General features: G+C 73.8%; 19 protein-coding genes and 1 pseudogene. 8 read left to right on the top strand and 12 right to left on the bottom strand.

What is annotated here, in order from left to right; translation table 11 throughout:
• A complete protein-coding gene (locus tag ACZ4SV_RS20835) occupies positions 1-546 on the top strand; it encodes an arginine repressor (protein ID WP_365877264.1) in 546 nt (181 codons plus the stop codon).
• A gap of 33 nt (positions 547-579) precedes the next feature.
• On the opposite strand, the gene ACZ4SV_RS20830 is transcribed toward ACZ4SV_RS20835, so the two are convergent.
• The 8 genes and pseudogenes from ACZ4SV_RS20830 to ACZ4SV_RS20795 all read right to left on the bottom strand — a co-directional run bounded on the left by ACZ4SV_RS20830 (position 580) and on the right by ACZ4SV_RS20795 (position 6,699).
• Positions 580-1,320, bottom strand: coding sequence for an FAD:protein FMN transferase (locus ACZ4SV_RS20830; RefSeq protein ID WP_468006056.1), 741 nt, complete (start codon positions 1,318-1,320; stop codon positions 580-582).
• A gap of 67 nt (positions 1,321-1,387) precedes the next feature.
• Positions 1,388-1,825: pseudogene (locus ACZ4SV_RS20825) on the bottom strand (FMN-binding protein); the annotation flags it as partial.
• A 17-nt stretch (positions 1,826-1,842) separates the two neighbouring features.
• Positions 1,843-3,225: a ferredoxin reductase family protein gene (locus ACZ4SV_RS20820; protein ID WP_468005947.1), complete on the bottom strand. Its 1,383-nt coding sequence runs from the start codon at positions 3,223-3,225 to the stop codon at positions 1,843-1,845.
• Between the two features lie 59 nt (positions 3,226-3,284).
• On the bottom strand, positions 3,285-4,535 hold the full coding sequence (locus tag ACZ4SV_RS20815; RefSeq protein WP_468005946.1) for a sigma-70 family RNA polymerase sigma factor: 1,251 nt from the start codon (positions 4,533-4,535) through the stop codon (positions 3,285-3,287).
• On the bottom strand, positions 4,528-4,698 hold the full coding sequence (locus tag ACZ4SV_RS20810; RefSeq protein WP_365883526.1) for a hypothetical protein: 171 nt from the start codon (positions 4,696-4,698) through the stop codon (positions 4,528-4,530). The genes ACZ4SV_RS20815 and ACZ4SV_RS20810 overlap by 8 nt, the downstream gene beginning before the upstream one ends.
• A 289-nt stretch (positions 4,699-4,987) precedes the next feature.
• A complete protein-coding gene (locus ACZ4SV_RS20805) occupies positions 4,988-5,248 on the bottom strand; it encodes a hypothetical protein (RefSeq protein WP_397936958.1) in 261 nt (86 codons plus the stop codon).
• 155 nt (positions 5,249-5,403) lie between these two features.
• The gene (locus tag ACZ4SV_RS20800; RefSeq protein WP_468005945.1) at positions 5,404-6,108 is read right to left on the bottom strand and encodes a L,D-transpeptidase family protein; all 705 of its coding nucleotides are present in this window, start codon (positions 6,106-6,108) and stop codon (positions 5,404-5,406) included.
• A 3-nt stretch (positions 6,109-6,111) separates the two neighbouring features.
• Complete coding sequence (locus ACZ4SV_RS20795; RefSeq protein ID WP_468005944.1) at positions 6,112-6,699, bottom strand: pyridoxamine 5'-phosphate oxidase family protein; 588 nt, start codon at positions 6,697-6,699, stop codon at positions 6,112-6,114.
• Positions 6,700-6,838: 139 nt separating this feature from the next.
• Here ACZ4SV_RS20795 and argH point away from each other — a divergent pair, with 139 nt between their 5' ends.
• The 4 genes from argH (at position 6,839) to ACZ4SV_RS20775 (ending at position 11,521) form a co-directional block, all read left to right on the top strand.
• On the top strand, positions 6,839-8,308 hold the full coding sequence (argH, locus tag ACZ4SV_RS20790; RefSeq protein ID WP_468005943.1) for an argininosuccinate lyase: 1,470 nt from the start codon (positions 6,839-6,841) through the stop codon (positions 8,306-8,308).
• A gap of 85 nt (positions 8,309-8,393) precedes the next feature.
• Entirely contained in the window at positions 8,394-9,365 is a 972-nt protein-coding gene (locus tag ACZ4SV_RS20785) for an aldo/keto reductase (RefSeq protein ID WP_468005942.1), read from the top strand.
• A gap of 84 nt (positions 9,366-9,449) precedes the next feature.
• Complete coding sequence (locus tag ACZ4SV_RS20780; RefSeq protein ID WP_468005941.1) at positions 9,450-10,001, top strand: TetR/AcrR family transcriptional regulator; 552 nt, start codon at positions 9,450-9,452, stop codon at positions 9,999-10,001.
• Positions 9,998-11,521: an MFS transporter gene (locus ACZ4SV_RS20775; protein ID WP_468005940.1), complete on the top strand. Its 1,524-nt coding sequence runs from the start codon at positions 9,998-10,000 to the stop codon at positions 11,519-11,521. Before ACZ4SV_RS20780 ends, ACZ4SV_RS20775 begins: the two co-directional genes overlap by 4 nt.
• Positions 11,522-11,549: 28 nt before the next feature.
• Here ACZ4SV_RS20775 and ACZ4SV_RS20770 read toward each other — a convergent pair whose 3' ends face one another.
• Both ACZ4SV_RS20770 and ACZ4SV_RS20765 read right to left on the bottom strand, forming a co-directional pair.
• Entirely contained in the window at positions 11,550-13,178 is a 1,629-nt protein-coding gene (locus tag ACZ4SV_RS20770) for a multicopper oxidase family protein (protein ID WP_468005939.1), read from the bottom strand.
• 125 nt (positions 13,179-13,303) lie between these two features.
• Positions 13,304-14,026, bottom strand: a complete 723-nt coding sequence (locus ACZ4SV_RS20765) for a lysophospholipid acyltransferase family protein (RefSeq protein ID WP_365882055.1) — start codon at positions 14,024-14,026, stop codon at positions 13,304-13,306.
• Positions 14,027-14,323: 297 nt separating this feature from the next.
• Between ACZ4SV_RS20765 and ACZ4SV_RS20760 the strand changes: the two genes are divergently transcribed.
• From ACZ4SV_RS20760 to ACZ4SV_RS20750, 3 genes are all read left to right on the top strand, one after another.
• Positions 14,324-15,499, top strand: a complete 1,176-nt coding sequence (locus ACZ4SV_RS20760) for a glycerophosphodiester phosphodiesterase (RefSeq protein ID WP_365882057.1) — start codon at positions 14,324-14,326, stop codon at positions 15,497-15,499.
• A 93-nt stretch (positions 15,500-15,592) separates the two neighbouring features.
• Positions 15,593-16,099, top strand: a complete 507-nt coding sequence (locus tag ACZ4SV_RS20755) for a sigma-70 family RNA polymerase sigma factor (RefSeq protein ID WP_468005938.1) — start codon at positions 15,593-15,595, stop codon at positions 16,097-16,099.
• Between the two features lie 45 nt (positions 16,100-16,144).
• Positions 16,145-16,642 carry a GNAT family N-acetyltransferase gene (locus ACZ4SV_RS20750; protein WP_468006055.1) on the top strand — a complete coding sequence of 166 codons (498 nt, stop codon included), beginning with the start codon at positions 16,145-16,147 and terminating at the stop codon, positions 16,640-16,642.
• Between the two features lie 73 nt (positions 16,643-16,715).
• Here the strand turns inward: ACZ4SV_RS20750 and ACZ4SV_RS20745 are convergent, their stop codons facing one another.
• Together ACZ4SV_RS20745 and ACZ4SV_RS20740 are read right to left on the bottom strand one after the other, a co-directional pair.
• On the bottom strand, positions 16,716-17,135 hold the full coding sequence (locus ACZ4SV_RS20745) for a hypothetical protein (protein ID WP_365872011.1): 420 nt from the start codon (positions 17,133-17,135) through the stop codon (positions 16,716-16,718).
• A gap of 1 nt (position 17,136) precedes the next feature.
• Positions 17,137-17,496 (bottom strand): hypothetical protein, encoded by a 360-nt coding sequence (locus ACZ4SV_RS20740; protein WP_365872009.1) that lies wholly within the window; start codon positions 17,494-17,496, stop codon positions 17,137-17,139.
• Positions 17,497-17,538: the final 42 nt, after the last annotated feature.

Raw genomic sequence — 17,538 nt, 5'->3', positions numbered from 1 at the left:
ATGAGCGAGGCGCAGGACCACGAGCAGGCCCCGGGGGCCGGGCCCGCCGTACCGCAGACCCGCACCGCGCGGCACCGCCGGATCGTGGACATCCTCAACCGGCAGCCGGTGCGGTCGCAGAGCCAGCTCGCGAAGCTGCTCGCCGACGACGGGCTGAACGTCACACAGGCGACGCTCAGCCGGGATCTCGACGAGCTGAACGCGGTGAAGATCCGCAACACCGACGGCGACCTGATCTACGCGGTGCCGAGCGAGGGCGGCTTCCGCACGCCCCGGGCACCGCTGGGAGGGTCGGCGAAGGAGGAGCGGATGCGGCGCCTGGCCCAGGAGCTGCTGATCTCCGCGGAGGCGTCGGCCAACCTCGTGGTCCTGCGCACTCCGCCGGGCGCCGCCCAGTTCCTGGCCTCCGCCATCGACCAGGCGGAGCTGCACGACATCCTCGGCACGATCGCCGGCGACGACACGCTGCTGCTGATCAGCCGCAACCCGACGGGCGGCCAGGCGCTCGCCGACCACCTGCTGAAGCTGGCCCAGAACGGCACCTGACCGCCCCGCGGCGGGGGGCCCGCCGCGGGGCGCTCAGCCCAGCCGCGCCGCCAGCCCCGACGTGCAGCGCACCTCGTCGTCCGCGGTGATCAGCAGGGCCTCCACGTCCGGCAGCGTCTCCAGCCAGCGCAGCCCCGTCCGCAGGCCGCGGGCGAACGCGGCCGTGGCCCAGCAGTCCGCCCAGGTCAGCCGGGGAGCGACGACGGTCACCGCGACCAGGTCGGTCACCGCCGGCCGGCCGGTGCGCGGGTCCACGATGTGCGCGCCCCGCTCCGCCGTGCCCGAGGTGGCCACCGCCAGCTCCCGGGTGCCGGCCGCCGAGACCACCGCCGCCAGCCCGCCGGACCGGACCGGATCGGCCACCCCGACCCGCCAGGCCCGCCCCGGCTCCGGCGCGCCCAGCAGTTGTACGTCCCCGCCCCCGTTGACGGCCACCCCGCACACCCCGTCCACCGCCGCCAGCGCCCGCGCCGCCCGCTCGGCCGCCCAGCCCTTGACGATGCCGGTGGGGTCCAGCCGGCCCCGGTGGCGGATGCCGAACCAGCCCTCGCTCACCCGCTCCGCCCGCGCCGCCAGCCCCAGCACCTCGGCCACCTCAGGAGCGCACCCGGCGGCGTCCAGCTCGCCCCGCGCCAGCCGGGACACGTCGCTGTCGGCGCGGTAGGTGCTGAAGACCGCGTCCGCCCGGTGCAGCCCGGCGACGGCGCGGGCGAGCGCCGCCCGGACCGCCGCCGGTTCCCCGCCGCGCACGTCGAAGGAGAAGACCGTGCCCATGACCTCCTCCGCCCGGCGCACCGCCGCGGGAGCCCCGGCGGACCCGGCCGCAGGCTCAGCCACCGGCCCGGTCCAGCGCGGACTGGAGCGAGGTCCGGTAGCCCTCGCTGGTGTACGTCGCCCCGGACACCGTGTCGATGCCGGCGCTCTGCGCGGCCACCGCCTCCCGGCCGAGCCTCGGCACGGCCAGCGCGGTCTTCTGCCCGCTGAGTCCGCCCTGGGGCGCCTGGACCGCCTCCGCCCTGACGATCCTGCCGCCGTCGAGGGTCAGCCGTACCCGCACGGTCCCGTACGGGGTGCGTACCGCGTCCCCGGTGACCGTGCCCGAGCCGGCGGCCGGGGCGCCGCCCTGCGGGGACCGCGCGCCGGCCGCCGGCCGCCGCGGGTCCGCGCCCGCCGCCGCGGCCGGGTCCGCCGCCGGTTTCAGCGACAGCAGCAGCACCACTCCGGACACGGTCGCGGCGGTGGCCAGCACGGTCCGCCGGACGGGATGGCTCTTCCTCATCGCTCTCGCAGCTCCGCTCACATCTCGAACGACTCGTGGTGGATACGCCGGGCCGGAACGCCCGCGGCCCGCAGCGCCTCGTACACCGACCGCGCGAACCCGGGCGGGCCGCACAGGAAGACGTCGTGCCCGTCGAGGTCCGGGATCTTGCGCCGCAGACTCGCCGCGGAGATGTCGGGCCGCTCGCCGTCCGGGCTGTTCACCGCGTACATCAGCCGGGCGCCGCGCTCCTCGGCGATCGCCGCCAGCTCGTCCCACAGGGCCAGGTCCCGGGTGGTGCCGGCCCGGTACAGCAGCGTGAGGTCCCCGGCGGCCCCGGGCAGCGTCTCGAACAGGGCGCGCATCGGTGTGATGCCGACCCCGCCCGCGACCAGCAGGACCTTGCCGCGGCTGCGGCGCCGCGCGGTGAGGGCGCCGTACGGGCCCTCCGCCCACACCCGGGTGCCGGGCGTCAGCTCCCGCAGCCGGGCGCTGTGGTCGCCGCTCGCCTTCACCGTGATCCGCAGCGTGCCGGGGCGCGGGGCGGCCGAGAGGGAGTACGGGTGCGAGCTGAACCGCAGCCCCGGGGCGAGGAACCGCCAGCGGAAGAACTGGCCGGCCTCCGCGCCGATCCGGTGCAGCCGCCGCCCGCCGATCAGCACCGACACGATGCCGGGCGCCTCCTCGACGACGGCGCTGACCCGCAGGCGGTGCCGCAGGTTCAGCCGGACCGGGGTCAGGACGCGGTACCAGAGCACCAGCGCGGTGACCGTGCCGTACAGGCCGTACCAGAAGGTCCGGGCGGCGGGCTCCACCGCGAACTCGTTGCCGGTGCTGATCTGGTGCCAGAAGGTCAGGAACACCGCCGCGTACGTCAGCAGGTGCACGTGGTACCAGGCGTCGTACGGCAGCCGGCGGCGCACCGGGCCGGCCGACGTCAGGCCGACGACCACCAGCAGGCCGGTGCCGAGGGCCGCCTTGCCCAGGTCGGGTAGCTGGCCGACGGAGTCGGCGGTCTGCCCGGCGAGGCCGGCGAGCGACCGTCCGGCCTGGCGCGCGTAGCCCCACATGGTGAGGAAGACGTGCGCCAGGACCAGGCAGAGCGTGTACCGGCCGCTGACCGCGTGCCAGCGGGCCACCCGGTCGGAGCCGACCCGCCGCTCCAGCGCCGGCACCCGCGCCGTCTGGAGCACCACCAGCGCCATCAGGTAGCCCGCGAGCAGCCCGGTGATCCGGCCGGCGTTCAGGATGCGGCCGGTGCCGTCGGCGATGGCGGGCGTGGTGTGCCACCACAGCCCCAGCACGGCCGCCGCGCCCGCCCACACGGCGAGCAGCAGCGGGACGGCCGGGGAGCGGCGCGGACGGATCCGGCGCATCGTCTGTCGGCGGGCGGCGCGTCCGCCCGCGAGCGTGGTGGTCACGGTTCCTCCGTGGGGAGTCGACCCTCGGCCCACACATACGCACCCGCCGCGCGCAGCGTTCAGCCGGGTGCCCCCGGGGGCGGGAAGGGTTCCCCGCCCTCGTCGGTCACCGTGGTCCCGGCGGCCTTGTCGGGCCAGCACTGCCGCCAGGGCCGGTCGAGGAAGCCCCACAGCAGGCTGATGATCCCCGGCACCACGAGCGCGTTCAGGGCCGTGGACGCCAGCACCCGCCGCAGTGCCTGGGAGTACGACGGTGTGCGTCCGCTCTCGATGTCCGCCACGCGCAGCCCGAGGAGCTTCTTGCCCAGGGTCCGGCCCCACAGGGCCGTCGGCAGCGCGTCGAGCAGGAGCACCGTGAGGAGGAAGCCGCAGCCCACGAGGGCGAGGTGGGCGACCGTGGCGCCGTCGGCCAGCCAGACGGTGGCCGTCTCCCCGCTCGCCCGCGCCGCGCCGATCCGGTCGCGCAGCCGTGTGTACACGGCCGTGAGCTGCTGCACGGCCAGCGGGGAGAGGGCGGCCGCGGTCAGCAGCCAGTCGGCCAGCCGCGCGGCCAGGCGCTTGCGCAGCACCACCGGACGCAGGGGCCGTGAGCCGTCGGGTTCGCCCGCCCTGCGCTGGGGCACGCCGACGAACACCACCGCGCCCGCGAAGAGCAGGAGGGTCAGCAGTGCCCACAGCAGCAGCGGGAGCAGGCCCGAAGCCGCCTCCGGCGCCCCCTTCGGCCGGCCGGCCACGCCGTACCGGCGTATCGACGCCATGCCCAGGCCGCAGAGGAGGACCGTGAAGAGGACGGACGTGGCGGTCAGCACGGTCTTCAAGGCGGCCCCGGCGCGCGCGACCTGGGCGGCCACGGTGCCCGGCCGCTTTCCCAGCAGCAGCGCGGCCTCTTCCTGGCGGTAGCCCAGCCCCTTGACCACGTAGACGGCCGCCCGTTGCCGGGCCGGCAGGCTCATCAGCGCCTGCCGCACGGCGAGGCGGTCCTCCACCGCGCCGGTGAAGTCCGTCTCCTCCAGGTCGCTGACCACCAGGGCGGCCCTGTCCCGGGCGTGGCGCCGGCGCCGTGCGCTCTCCAGCACCTCCCTGCGGATCAACTGGTACACATATGCCCGCGGTTCGTCGATGCGGGCCGGATCGCGGCAGGACTTGGCGAAGGCGTTCTGGACGACGTCCTCGGCGTCGAGGAAGGACTCCGGCACCTCCGCTTCCCGCAGCTTCTTGCGCGCGTAGCCGACCAGCGCCGGATACCCGCGCTCGTACAGCTCGCGCAGGTCGCGCAGCGAGCGGTGCGCTTCCCCCGGCTCCTCAGCCATGGTGCTTCCCCCGCCGTCCGGCACGGCGGTCCGCCGTGCGCCTGGCCCTGATGACCTCGGCGTCGCCGGCCGCGCGGTTGCGGTAGGCGATGCTGTCCACCATCTTGGCGACACTGGGAATGAGGGAACCCGCGATCAGCCAGATCACCAGAGCCGTGTCCATGTCGTCGTCCTTCTCACCCGGCGCCCGCACCCCACAGGTGCGGGCTGTCGTGAGTGAAGAGCGACGAGGGCCCCGTTTTCTTTAGCGGCCTCCCGGGTTTTTTCCGGAGTGGCCTGCCGGGGCCACGGCGAGGGACGCGCCGCCCGGCCACCGGCGGTGGCGCCGCCGGCGTCTGCGGGGTCTGCGGCGTTTCCGGGGTATTCGGCGCGCAGCGCGGCACGCATGGTCCGCAGCCTCCGCTTCTGCAGGCCGCCGCTGTACAGCAGCCAGCCGCTGAAGACCACGTCCCTCAGATCCGCTTCCTGCGGCGGACGGCGGCGAGCCGCACCGCGCACGCGATCGCCAGCAGGATCCAGGCCACCGCGCAGTACGCCCAGGCCGTCATCCCGCGTACGGCGCCGACCGCGCTCGCGACCGCCCACACGGCGAGCACGGCGCAGAGAGCGGTCCACGCGATGTCGGCGACCCGGACCCGCAGCTCCGCGCGCTGCCTGGTCCCGGGCCGCAGGGGGCCGAGTGCAGATCCCTCCGTTGTCTGCCGCGCGTCCACGAGCCACCACTCCTTCCACCCGAACCGGACTTCCCGGCTACCCGGGGCGCCCGGCCACACGCCCCAAACCAGCGCGTGCATAAGGAAGTTGTGATTCCGGATGGCGGTCCGGCGGACCGGAGCGGGCGGCGGGCCCCACCCCCGGAGCGGCCCTGTCAGTACCGGGTCACCGCCGTGGTCCCGGTCGCGGTGCCCACGGCGATATGCGGGTTCCTCCCCGGCTTCACCCACCGCAGGATCCGCCGCATCGCGTCCCGGGGCACCGACACGCAGCCGGCCGTCGCCCCGCGCCCGTCGACGTGCAGGAAGATCCCGGCGCCGCGACCGCGCACGGGCCGGAGGTAGTTGAAGCCGATGACCAGGCCGTGGGCGTACTGCCCCGGGTAGTCGACCAGGTGCTCGGACTCGGTGGCGCGGCAGTCGGCGGGCAGCGGGTCGGTCCAGCGGTTGTAGGAGCGGGAGGCGTTGTCCTGGCACCACCAGGAACTCTTGCGGACGGTCCGGTACGCCATCGCCGTGCCGTCCGGCGCCGCCTCGATGCCGAAGGCGAAGGGGAGGCCGTACAGGCCGGTCGGGGTCGTGTACGTGCCCTGCTTGCGGGTGCCGCCGTCCACCAGCCCGCCGGAGCCGAACCGGGCGGGCGCGGAGCCGGCCCGGGTCCACCGTCCGTTGCGCAGGTCCCACCAGCCGACCGTGCCCTCGGTGGCGCGCGGGCCCGGGGCCTGGGCGATGATCAGCTGGCTGCCGCCGCCCGTGTGCGCCATCCGTGCCGGCAGCGGCGCCGGGTCCCGGCCGGGCGCGGCGCCGGGCAGGGTGAGCGAGGAGGCGGACACGAGGGCGAGGACCACACCGGGGCGCATGGCTCAGACGGTAGACGGGGGCAGCGGCAACGGCAGCCCGGGCAGTCCGTCCAGGCTGGCCGCGATGTGCTCCTTCTTGGTGAAGTACGCGCTCAGCGAGGCGTCGTCCTCGCGCGCGAAGCGCCTGCCGTGCAGGTCCCGGTCCTCCTCGTACGCCATGTAGGGGATGGCGTAGCCGCAGCTGTCGCGGACGAGTTCGGCGCGCACCACGATGACCGCGCGCAGTCCGTGCCGGGTGTGGTCGATGCCGGGGAAGCGGGCGAGGAGTTCCGCGAAGCGCGGGTCGTCGCGGAAGACGGGCTCGCCCCGGCCGTGCACGCGCACGATGGTGGGCGGCCCCTGGAAGGCGCACCACATCAGGGTGATCCGCCCGTTCTCCCGCAGATGGGCGATGGTCTCGGCGTTGGACCCGGCGAAGTCCAGGTACGCCACGGTGAGTTCGTCCAGCACCGCCCAGGAGCCCTTGAGGCCCTTGGGGGAGAGGCTGACCGTGCCGTCGGCGGAGAGCGGGGCGGTCGCGGTGAAGAAGAGCGGCTGGTCCTCGATGAAAGCGCGCAGCCTGCCGTCTATGCGGTCATAAGTCTTTCCCATGCCTAAGGATTATCCCGACAGGTCGTTCGCCTGTCTAACGATTTGTCGATTGACGAATCATGCAGAGTTCTGCATACTCATGCAGGACAGCGTGCGCCAGCACACAGCCCGCATCACAGAGCTTCGAGGAGCAACGCCAGTGAGCAGCAACAGCGGTGACGTACGGCTCTGGGGCGGGCGATTCGCCGACGGCCCCGCCGAGGCCCTGGCCAGGCTGTCCGCGTCCGTCCACTTCGACTGGCGGCTCGCGCCCTACGACATCGCCGGCTCGCGTGCCCACGCGCGCGTCCTGCACAAGGCCGGACTCCTCACCGCGGACGAGCTGGAGCGGATGACCGCCGGCCTGGACCTGCTGGAGGCGGACGTCGCCGCCGGCACCTTCGTGGGCACCATCGCCGACGAGGACGTGCACACCGCCCTGGAGCGCGGCCTGCTGGAGCGCCTCGGCCCGGACCTCGGCGGCAAGCTGCGCGCCGGCCGGTCCCGCAACGACCAGGTCGCCACCCTCTTCAGGATGTACCTGCGGGACCACGCCCGGATCATCGGCGGTCTGCTCGCCGGCCTCCAGGACGCCCTGATCGGCCTGGCCGAGGCCCACCCGGACGTGGCCATGCCCGGCCGCACCCACCTCCAGCACGCCCAGCCGGTGCTCTTCGCCCACCACGTCCTGGCCCATGTGCAGTCCCTGTCCCGGGACGCCGAGCGGCTGCGCCAGTGGGACGAGCGGACGGCCGTGTCGCCGTACGGCTCCGGCGCCCTCGCCGGCTCCTCCCTGGGCCTGGACCCGGAGGCGGTCGCCGCGGACCTCGGCTTCGAGCACGGCAGCGTCGGCAACTCCATCGACGGCACGGCCTCCCGCGACTTCGTCGCCGAGTTCGCCTTCATCACCGCGATGATCGGCGTCAACCTCTCCCGGATCGCCGAGGAGATCATCATCTGGAACACGAAGGAGTTCTCCTTCGTCACCCTGCACGACGCCTTCTCCACCGGCTCGTCGATCATGCCGCAGAAGAAGAACCCGGACATCGCCGAGCTGGCCCGCGGCAAGTCCGGCCGGCTGATCGGCAACCTCACCGGCCTGCTCGCGACCCTGAAGGCCCTGCCCCTCGCCTACAACCGCGACCTCCAGGAGGACAAGGAGCCGGTCTTCGACTCCTGCGACCAGCTCGAGGTGCTGCTGCCGGCCTTCACCGGCATGATCGCCACCCTCACCGTGCACCGTGAGCGCATGGAGGAGCTGGCCCCGGCCGGTTTCTCGCTGGCCACCGACATCGCCGAGTGGCTGGTGAAGCAGGGCGTGCCGTTCCGCGTGGCGCACGAGGTGGCCGGCGAGTGCGTCAAGGCCGCCGAGGCCGAGGGCAAGGAGCTGGACGGCCTCACGGACGAGCAGTTCGCGAAGATCTCCGCCCACCTCACCCCCGAGGTCCGCTCGGTCCTCAACGTCCCCGGCGCCCTCGCCTCCCGCAACGGCCGCGGCGGCACGGCCCCGAGCGCGGTCGCGACCCAGCTGGCGGAGGTCAAGGCGGACGTGGCACGGCAGCACGCGTGGGTGGACGCCAAGAGCGCCAAGGGCGTCAAAGACGCCAAGGACGCCAAGAAGAAGGGCTGAAGCCCCGGGCTGCGGCGCGAACGCGCCGGCCGTCGCGGGTTACGTTGGTCGCGAGCCCACCGGAGCCGACCGAACGGAACCCGCGATGCCCTTCGCTCGCCTGGCCACTGCGACCACCGCCACCTGCCACATCGGCCTGGGCCTCGCCGCGGTGGGCCGCCCCGGCTATATCACGCTCGGCCGGGCCCGGGACCTCGGCGAGGACCGCGGCCCGGACGCGCTGCGCGCCCGCACCCACGCACTCCTCGACGCCGCCTACGCCCAGGGCGTCCGCTACGTCGACGCCGCCCGCTCCTACGGCCGCTCCGAGGAGTTCCTCGCGGACTGGCTCGCGAAGAACCCCGGCGCCGACGACGTGGTCGTCGGCAGCAAGTGGGGCTACACCTACACCGCCGGCTGGTCGGCGGACGCCGTGACGCACGAGGTCAAGGACCACAGCCTCGCCGCCTACGAGCGGCAGCGCGCCGAGAGCGACGCCCTGCTCGGCGCCCGGCTCGACCTCTACCAGATCCACTCGGTGACCCCGGACAGCCCGGCCCTGACCGACCGGGAGCTGCACGCACGGCTGGCGGAGGCCGCCGCCCGGGGACTGACCGTCGGGTTCTCCACCAGCGGCCCCGCACAGGCCGACGCCATCCGCGCCGCCCTCGCCGTCACGGTCGACGGCCGGCCCCTGTTCCGTACCGTCCAGTCGACGTTCAACCTCCTGGAGACCTCGGCCGGACCCGCCCTCGCCGAGGCGCACGACGCCGGGCTCACCGTGCTGGTCAAGGAGGGCATGGCGAACGGCCGGCTGGCCGGGCCGGAGGCGCCGGACGCGCTGCGGGCCGTGGCGGAGGCCGCGGGAGCCGGCTGCGACGCGGTCGCCCTGGCCTGGATCCTGCGCCGGCCGTGGGCCGGTGTGGTTCTCTCCGGTGCCGCGACCGTCCCGCAGCTGCTGTCCAATCTGCACGCGCCCGCCGTCGACCTCGACCCGGATCAAATGACCCGCCTCGCCACGCTGAGCGAGGACCCGCGCGCCTACTGGGAGCGGCGCGCACGGCTGCCCTGGCACTGACGCAAGACCCCGCACGAGCAGCGGAAGCGAGTCATGCGGGTCTGCGATGAGACAAAAGTGTCTCACTTGGGCTACTCTTGTCTCATGGCTCTCGACCGTGACCATGTGCTGCGCAGCGCGGCCGCCCTGCTGACCCGTAACTCCACCGCGACCATGGACGAGGTCGCCAGGGCCGCCGGGATCAGCCGGGCCACGCTGCACCGGCACTTCGCCGGCCGCGACGCGCTCGTGCGGGCGCTGGAGCAGCTCGGCATCGCCGAGTGCGAAGGCGCCCTGGACCGGGCCCGGCCGGAAGACGGGCCGGCGGCCGGGGCCGTACGCCGGCTGGTCCGCGAGATCCAGCCGGCCGCCGGCCTGCTGGCGTTCCTCTACGGCGAGCACCAGCTCTGGGAGAGCGACCGGCAGCACGAGGGCTGGCAGCGCCTGGACACCCGGATCGGCGCCCTGTTCCAGCGCGGACAGCACGCCGGCGAGTTCCGGATCGATCTCAGCCCGGCCTGGCTCACCGAGGCGCTGTACGGCCTGATCGCCTCGGGCGCCTGGGCCACCCAGGACGGCCGTGTCGCCTCCCGGGACTTCCCGACCATGATCGCCGAGCTGCTGCTCGGCGGCGCTCTGCGGAGAGAGGAACCATGACCAGCACCCTGCGGCCGGCCCAGCCGGACGAGGCGGTGCAGCGTCCCGGCCGCTGGCTGGCGCTGTCCGTCCTGGTCCTGGCCGTGCTGCTGGTGGCCGTCGACGCCACCGTCCTCGGCCTGGCGACCCCCTACATCAGCGAAGACCTCGACCCCTCCGGCACCCAGTTGCTGTGGATCGGCGACGTCTACTCCTTCGTCATCGCCGGTCTGCTGGTCTCCATGGGCAGCCTCGGCGACCGCATCGGCCGCAAGCGGATCCTGCTCGTCGGCGCCACGGCGTTCGGCGCGCTGTCCGTGCTCAACGCCTACGCCACCACACCCGAGCTGATGATCCTGGCCCGGGCGCTGCTCGGCGTCGCGGGCGCCACCCTGATGCCCGCCACCCTGGCCCTGATCCGCAACATCTTCCAGGACCCGCGCGAGCGCAGCCTGGCCGTCGGCATCTGGGGCGCCAGCGCCTCCGCCGGCATGGCCGTCGGCCCGATCACCGGCGGATTCCTCCTCGAACACTTCTGGTGGGGCTCGGTCTTCCTGATCAACCTGCCGGTGATGGCGGTCCTGGTCCTGGTCGGCGTCCGCACCCTGCCCGAGTCCCGCGACCCGCACCCGGGCCCGTGGGACCTGAGCAGCGTCCTGCTGTCGCTGGTCGGCATGATCGCCCTCGTCTACGGCGTCAAGGAGACCGCCGCCCACGGCCTCACCCCGGTCGCCGCCGGCACCGGTCTGCTGGGCGCGGCGGCCCTGTACGGCTTCGTCCACCGTCAGCTCACCCTGCCGGCCCCGCTGCTGGACATGCGGCTGTTCCGGCGCCGCGGCTTCAGCGGCGCCGTCCTCGCCGACCTGCTGACCGTCCTCGGCCTGTCCGGCCTGGTGTTCTTCCTCTCCCAGTTCCTGCAACTGGTCCAGGACCGGCGTCCCTTCGAGGCGGGCCTGGCGGAACTGCCCGCCGCGGTGGGCGCGGTGGCGGCCGGGCTGCTCGCCGGCCGGGCCGCCCGGCGCTTCCCGGTCCGCGCGGTGGTCTCCGGCGGCCTGGCCGCCGTGGGCCTCGCCCTGGCGGTGCTGACGACACTGGACCGCTCCACCGGCTATCCGCTGCTCGGCGCCGTCCTGCTGGTGGTCGGCGTCGGCGCCGGGTTCTCCTTCACGGTGACCGCCGACGTCATCCTCTCCAGCGTCCCCAAGGACCAGGCGGGCGCCGCCTCGGCGGTCTCCGAGACGGCGTACGAACTGGGCGCCGCCCTCGGCATCGCCCTGCTCGGCTCGATCGTGACCGGCGTCTACCGCGGCTTCACCGGCCCGGCCGGCACCCCGGCCGGGGCCCACGAGTCGCTGGGCGCGGCGGTGCAGAGCGCGGCCGGGCTGCCCCCGCACCAGGCGGAGGCGCTGCTCGACGCGGCCCGCGAGTCCTTCGTCCACGGCCTCCACCTGGCCTCGGGGGCGGGAGCGGTGGTCCTGCTCGCGGCGTCCGTGGTGGCCTGGTTCCTGCTGAAGGGGCAGAAACTGGAGAGCGCCGGCTGAGGTGGCCCGCGGGGGCCACCCCGGCGGGTCACTTCCGGTAGCCGAGCACCGTCATCATCCCGCTCTCCGAGTGGTACTGGTTGTGGCAGTGCAGCATCCACAGCCCCGGATTGTCGGCGTCGAAGTCGATCACCAGTTTCCGGTGCGGCAGCACCAGCGCGGTGTCCTTGCGCGCGCCCACGCCGTCCAGGCCGGTCACCGCGAAGGTGTGCCCGTGCAGGTGCATCGGATGCCACATGTCCGTGGCGTTGATGAGGGTGAGCCGGACCCGTTCGCCGGCCCGGACCGGATGGCGCTGGCGCGGGGAGTAGTCCTGGTGGTCGAAGCCCCAGTCGAACTTCGCCATGCTGCCGGTGATCCTGATGCGCATCTCGCGGTCGGGGCGGCGGTCGCCGAGGGCGACGGAGTCGTGCGGCAGCAGCCGGCGCGCGGGGACGGTGTTGCCGTCGAGTTCGCGCGGGCGGGCGTCGGCCGTGGGCAGGCGCCGGTTGCCCTTGTCGGTCCGCAGGACGGCGAGCGCCTTGCCCTTCTTGCCCTCGGGGAGCGCGACCAGCGGGAAGACACCGTCCCGCGCGGTGATCAGCACGTCGTAGCGCTCCGCCATGCCGATGAGCAGGGCGTCGGTCTGCTTGTGCTTCACCGGATAGCCGTCGGTGTGCGTGATGGTCATCTTGTGGTCGCCCAGCGCCACCCGGAAGGCCGTCTCGGAGCCGGCGTTGATGATGCGCAGCCGCACCCGGTCGCCGGGCCGGCAGCGGAACACCGACGGGTCGGCCGGCAGGTGGCCGTTGACGAGGTAGTGGGGGTAGGCGACGCTGCCGCCCTCCCCGTGCAGGATGCGGCTGTAGGACTTGTGCAGCACCCGGTTGGGGCCGGCGGACTTCGCGGACGGGTGCGCCTTGCCGGAGTGACGGGGGTCCGGGCTGCCGTGAGAGGGGCCCATGGCCATGCCGCCCATGTCCATGGCGCCGCCGGGCTTGAGCTGTTCGAGGACGTTGTCGGGGGTGGAGCCGTCCACGCCGTCGAGCCAGTCGTCCAGCACCACCACCCACTCCTTGTCGTAGGAGAGGGGCTCCTTGGGGTCCTCCACGACGAGCGGGGCGTACAGGGCCCGGTCGGGCTGCATGCCGACGTGCGAGTGGAGCAGGTAGGTGCCCGGGTGCTTGACGGTGAAGCGGTAGCGGAAGTCGTCGCCGGGGTGGATGGCCCGCTGGGTCAGGTCCGGCACGCCGTCCATGTCGCAGCGCAGCCGCACCCCGTGGGAGTGCAGCGTGGTCATGGCGGGCAGCCGGTTGGCGAGCGTCAGGTCGAGCACGTCCCCGGCGGTGACCCGGACCAGCGGGCCTGGCACCTCCTCGTTGTACGCCCAGGTCCGCACGGACCGGCCGCCGAGGTCCAGCCTGGCTTCCTCGGCGGTGAACCGGAACGTGCGCACGCGGCCGGCCCCGCGTCTCCGCTCGGCGGCCAGCACCTCCGGGTCCGACGGATTGACGTACCCCCGGGGCCCGGGCGGTACGAACTTCTCCGTGCCGCCGGGGTGTTGGGGGCCGGAACCGGACCCGGACCCGGGACCGGAGCCGGTGCAGGCGGCCAGGAGCCCCGCGCCGGCGGCGGCGATCGGGGTACGGATCAGGGTACGCCGAGAAGGTGTGAACATGCCTAAATAAGACATGTTGGGCGCCCGGATGGCCCGGTGATGCGGCCGAATGCACGAAGTGTCGGGCGCAGATTCCACCGGCAGGCGGAGGGGCGGGGTCCGCCGCGCCCGCCGCCGACGGAGTCTCAGGCGGCCTTCGCCTTCGTGGCGTACATGTCCACGTACTCCTGCCCGGACAGCCGCATCACCTCGGCCATCACCGAGTCCGTCACCGCCCGCAGCACGTACCGGTCGCGGTCCATGCCGTCGTAGCGGGAGAACTCCATGGGCTCGCCGAACCGGATGGTGACCCGGCCCGGCCGCGGGATGCCCCGGCCGGACGGCTGGAGCTTGTCCGTGCCGATCATGGCGAACGGCACCACCGGCGCGCCGGTCATCAGCGTCAGCCGCGCGATCCCGGTGCGCCCCCGGTACAGCCGGCCGTCGGGCGAGCGCGTGCCCTCGGGGTAGATCCCGAAGACCCTGCCCTCCTCCAGGATGCGGCGCCCGGTCATCAGCGCCGCCACCCCGCCGTTCGCCCCGTCCCGGTCCACCGGGACCATGCCGACGCCGGTGAAGAACCAGGCCATCAGCCGTCCCTTGACGCCCTTGCCGGTGACGTACTCGTCCTTGCCGATGAAGTGCACCTGCCGCTTGGTGGCCAGCGGCAGCAGGACCGAGTCGATGAACGTCAGGTGGTTGCCGGCCAGAATGACCGGGCCGTCGCCGGGGATGCGCTCCGCGCCCTCCACCTGGAAGCGGAACATCAGGCGCATGATCGGTCCGAGCACTGCCTTGATGAGCGCGAAGCGGGACAACGGGTCCTCCGATGTCAAGGGGGCGATATGAGTCTGTGCAGGTGAGGACATTACTCGCGGCCCAGGTCCCGGCGCACATCGAGGACGGGCGGTTCACCGATGCCTTACGAAGTGTTGACGCGGGTTTACCTGCGGTCGCGCACCGGGGACGGCGCGTGACGGCCGTGCCGGGATGTGACGGACATCGCTCGGATCCGGCCCGGTCCGCGCGCCGGCGCACCCCGCGCCGTCCGCCGTCCTCCGGACACCCGTCCGCACCCGTGTGTTCGGCCCGGAGCCTCCCTTCGGTCATGTGTGCGCCCCTACGATCGGCGCGCACCGACGAACCGCGACGGCAGGAGGGCGCTCATGAGCGGCGACCAGGGGAACGGGCAGACGCAGGGAACGGCACGGCGGGCGCTCCTCGGCGCCGCCGCGCTCGGCGCGGGCGGAGCGGTCCTCGGGCTGCCCGGCGCCGCCCGGGCCGCCGGGACCCGGCCGGCCGGGCACGGGGGCCGCGGGCTGAAGGGCCTGCCGGTGCCCACGGTCATCGGGCACCGGGGAGCCAGCGGCTACCGTCCCGAGCACACCTTCGGCTCCTACGAACTGGCCCTGGACCTCGGCGCCGACGTGGTCGAGGCCGGCGACCTGGTCCCCACCAGGGACGGCCACCTGGTCTGCCGGCACGAACCGGAGATCGGCGGCACCACGGACGTCGCCGCCCACCCGGAGTTCGCCGGCCGCAAGACCACCAAGGTGCTCGACGGCGTGCCCACCACCGGCTGGTTCACCGAGGACTTCACGCTCGCCGAGCTGAAGACGCTGCGCGCCGTCGAGCGCATCCCGGCCAACCGGCCGCACAACACCCTCTACGACGGCCGCTGGCAGATCCCCACCTTCGAAGAGGTCCTGAGGTGGCAGGACGAGCAGACCCGCAAGCGCGGCAGGCAGGTCTGGATCTACCCGGAGACCAAGCACCCCACCTACTTCCGCGAGCGGGGCCTCGGCCTGGAGGAGCGGGTGGCCAAGCTGCTGCGCCGGCACGGCAAGGACGGCCGGAACTCGCCGGTCATCCTCCAGTCCTTCGAGCCCACCAGCATCCAGCGGCTCAACCGACTGGTCGACAACCCGCTGGTCGTCCTGCTCTCCTCGGCCGGCAGCCGGCCGTACGACTTCGTGGCGGCGAACGACCCGCGGACGGTCGCCGACCTCGTCACGCCGGCGGGCCTGCGGGAGATCGCCGGCTACGCGCAGGGCATCGGCCCCACCCTGGACCTGGTCGTCCCGAGGAAGGCGGACGGCACCCTCGCCGAGCCGACCACCCTCGTCCCCGACGCGCACCGGGTGGGCCTGCTCGTGCACCCCTACACCGTGCGCAACGAGAACCCCTTCCTGCCCGCCGAGTACCGCAAGGGCACCGCCGCCGACGGCTACGGCGACGTCTTCGGCGCCTTCAAGCGGTACTTCGCGACCGGCATCGACGGCGTCTTCACCGACAACGCCGACACCGGAGTGCTCGCCCGCGCCGACTTCCTGGCCGGCTGACGGCGTCAACCCGCCGCACCGCACGGCACCTCGTTCGAGGTGACTGCGCGCCGCCCCGGCAACCCGCCGCCGGGGCGGCTCGTCGTTCCGCATATGACCGCCGATCTGGTAGCCGCCCTGCGCCCCCTGCTGTCCGCCGAGGCCGCCGCCGAGGCACATGCCTCGGGAGACGAGCCGGGGGACCTGGAACAGGCCGTCTGGCTGCGGCTGCTGGAGCGGCTGGCGGCCGACGGGCCGCCGCCGGACCCGTCCGGCTGGCTGCGCCGGGCGGTGCGCGCCGAGGCCCGCCGCGGCCGCCGCGCCACCCGCCGTGAACGGCCGTACGACGGCGAGCCCGCCGACGTCCTGCGCCCCGGCCCCGAACAGCGCCTGCTGACCGCCGCCCGGCACCGCGCCCTCAGGGAGGCGGTCGGCCGGCTGCCCGGCCGCTGCCCCCGCCTGCTGGAGGCGCTGCTGTCGCCGGCGGACCTCACCTACCGGGAGATCGCGGGGGAGTTGGGTATCTCACAGGGCAGTCTCGGACCGGAACGCTCCAAATGCCTGGCATGTCTGCGTCGTTTGCTTCCACCGGAGGTTGCGGCGTGCGCGGCGCGGGGATAGGAGTGGGGGACGACAGGTGATCAGGTGAGCGGGAGGCGTGCGCACATGGGCATGAGCGTGACCATCTCGGCGGCGACCGGGCAGGACGCGGAGCAGATCTTCAGACTCCAGTACCTGTGCTTCCAGAGCGAGGCCGAGTTGTACGGCAACTACCGCATCGACCCGCTGGTGCAGAGCCTGGACTCCGTCCGCCGGGAAGTGGCCTCCGACTGCGTCTTCGTCGCCCGGCTCGGCGAGGAGGTCGTCGGCTCGGTGCGCGGCGCGGTGACCGAGGACGGCGCGGCGGCGATCGGCAAGCTGTGCGTCCACCCCCGCCTCCAGGGCCACGGCATCGGCGCCCGGCTGCTGCGCGCGGCGGAGTCGGCGCTGGCGGAGCGGCACGGCGCCACCCGGTTCCGCCTCCACACCGGCCACCGCAGCGAGGGCAACCTCCGCCTGTACCGCCGCGTCGGCTACGAGACGGTGGGCCGGGTCAAGGGTGGCGACGGCGTGGAGCTGATCATCCTGGAGAAGCAGACGGAGCAGTACGCGCAGACGGCCTGAGCGCCCGCGCCGCCCGCACGGTGCGCGGGCGGCCGCGGCGGCCCGCGCCCGTCCACCCGCGCCCGTCACCCCGTCAAGCGGCCTGTCGCGCGGGCGCCTTGCGCAGCCAGTACAGCGCGGACAGCGGCAGCAGCACGGGGATGAAGACGTACCCCATCCCGTACTGCGACCACACGGTCGCGTCCGGGAACGCGGACGGCTCGACCAGGGTCCACGTGCCGACCACCAGCACCCCCGCCAGCTCGGCGGCACAGCACACCAGCGCCGCCCGGCGGGCCCGCTCCCCGCCGCGCACCAGCGTGTACGTGATGAACGCGTACACCAGACCCGCCACGGCCGACAGCGCGTACGCCAGCGGCGCCCGGTCGAACTCCGTGGCGATCTGGTACGCGGAACGCGACACCGCGCCGACCACCATCACGCCGTAGAACCAGACGAGCAGCATGCCCGGCCCGCTGATCAGCCGGGCCGGCTTCTCCTGCACCGCCGTCATCTCAGCCTCCCCAGATGTCGTAGAGCCGCACTTCCAGGACGGCCAGCACCACACCGCCCGCGGCCACCGTCACCGAGCCCCAGCGGGACCGCTCGGCCAGCGACATCAGACCCGCGGCCGGAACACACGCGAACGCGCCCAGCAGGTACGCCACGAAGATCGTCGTCCCCTGCTCCGGTTTCCCGCCCCGCGCGAGCTGCACGATCCCGACCGCGAGCTGGACGGCGGCCAGCAGCGACACCACGGCCATGCCGATGAAGTGCCAGTCCTTCGTCGGCTGGCCGCGGTAGGCGGCCCAGCCGCACCAGGCGGCGAGGAGCAGCGCGGCGACCCCGGTCACCAGCGTCAGGGCGTTGAGCATGCCGTGACCTTAATACGGCCGAAACGGACCCGGGCCGCCGCC

It is taken from the genome of Streptomyces sp. NPDC027672 (assembly GCF_055566335.1).
The sequence above is the reverse complement of the archived record's forward strand: the minus strand, read 5'-3'. Positions and strand labels throughout refer to the sequence as shown.